Genomic DNA, 1,598 nt, shown 5'->3' with positions numbered 1-1,598 from the left:
GTACTGACCAGGCTGGTCAGTACCAGGGCTTTAACAATCTTCATGTCGGACTCCTTAGGATTAATGTCGGCATGAAGATAACAGCAGTCACCCTTAACCACGATTTTGCTGAGGAAAATATGAAATTTCCCAGAGGGCCAGGGATGTGAAAGGCTGATACCCACCACGTTAATCCCCTACTCTTTACCTTCCGTTACCCAGACAGAGGGCCAGTCAGCCGGTTGACCGCCGTTGCAGCCAGGTTGATTTTTAAAGCGTGCCAGGTGGAATGTCTTGCCGTCATAGATCCAGCCACCATTACTACCACACTCGGCGGCCTCATTACCCCGATCGGAGAAATAGAGATGGCCGACGGCTGAATCATATCCGCCTTGGGCAAACATCGTTTCCTGCATCGGCTTGCCGTCAGTGCCGTTTAGCGGCAGCGGCAGCGTCAGCCGCCGTGTGTCTTTCGGTTTATCACGTGCACTGATGAACACGACATTTAATGTTTTAAAGTCCCCCGGACCACAGTTGACCATGACCAGCGCCTGCGTGTCGTTCAGCGGTTCAGCATAGCTGCGTGCGCGAGTATCATCATCCTGAGGGCACTGCAGTTGATTCAGCAGGTTGCCATTGGCAGCAATTGCTCCGTCAACCAGTGCGGCAGGATCGGTCAGAGGCACGACGGCAGGAACCGGGAAGTTCAGTGCCACAAGTGCGGGTCGGGGCAGAACGGCTGAAGAGGGCTTGTTGCCCACCCTCAGCAAGGCTGTCTGGTTATCCAGACGTCCCTGTCGTTCATCCACCAACAGCAGCGCGGCAGTCAGCCCCTCCAGAGAAACGCTTTCCGGTCCGGCAGTAAAGGCCATCGTCTGCGCATCCTTGGCCTGCTTCACCCACGCCTGGATCACCGCCAATTGATCGCTGCTGCCCACAACGTGCTCATCACTGCTCTGTGGTGTGGCAATCTGGATATCTGAAGACCAGGCCTGACCATCCAGCCAGATCCCGTCTGCTTTCAATGCTGTCCACTGCTGGAAGCTGATCGAAGGCTGTGCCTCCGCACCCGCCTGACGTTTAAGAATGATACGTAGCGTCTTGTCAGTGTTGCGCACATCACAGTCATTCACGTTGTTACAGGTGACCTGCCAGTTTTTAAAGACCTTCTGTACCGGCGCATTAACCCACTCTTCTGCATGAACTCCCGTACTTAAACCCAGTAGCATGAGCGCCATCAACATCTTGTTATTATTCATTATTACTCTCTGAATTAATTAAAAAAAGCCGAAGCGAGGTTTTACTCTCGCCCTCAGGCTGCTGCTGATGGCGCTAACCAGAGCATCCCCTTCCCGCAGGGTTACTCAGTTCCTGCCGTTGCCCAGACGGATGGCCAGTCTCCCGGCTCACCACCATTGCAACTCTGCTGATTGTTGTAATGTGTCAGATGGAATGTCTTACCATCATATTTCCAACCGCCATTATCTCCACAGTCAGCAATACCCCGCCCGCGCCCGGAATAATACAGCTCACCCGTTTGCGGATCGTAGGTTGCTTCAGTAAACCAGCTCATCACCCTGGGTTTGCCGTCTTCATCATTGCCGGGTAATGGCAGAGTC

Annotated in this window: 2 protein-coding genes; both read right to left on the bottom strand. The window is 53.7% G+C overall.

Annotation, left to right across the window (positions count from 1 at the left end):
* Positions 1-176 precede the first annotated feature (176 nt).
* On the bottom strand, positions 177-1,238 hold the full coding sequence (locus tag WH277_RS05205; protein ID WP_339454494.1) for a DUF1176 domain-containing protein: 1,062 nt from the start codon (positions 1,236-1,238) through the stop codon (positions 177-179).
* A gap of 101 nt (positions 1,239-1,339) precedes the next feature.
* The coding region (locus tag WH277_RS05200; RefSeq protein ID WP_339504818.1) for a DUF1176 domain-containing protein at positions 1,340-1,598 on the bottom strand (259 nt) is incomplete at its 5' end.

The organism is Erwinia sp. MYb416, from assembly GCF_037479575.1.
Lineage (GTDB): Bacteria > Pseudomonadota > Gammaproteobacteria > Enterobacterales > Enterobacteriaceae > Erwinia > Erwinia rhapontici.
Note: the sequence above shows the minus strand (reverse complement) of the source record. Positions and strands in the feature narration are given on the sequence as shown.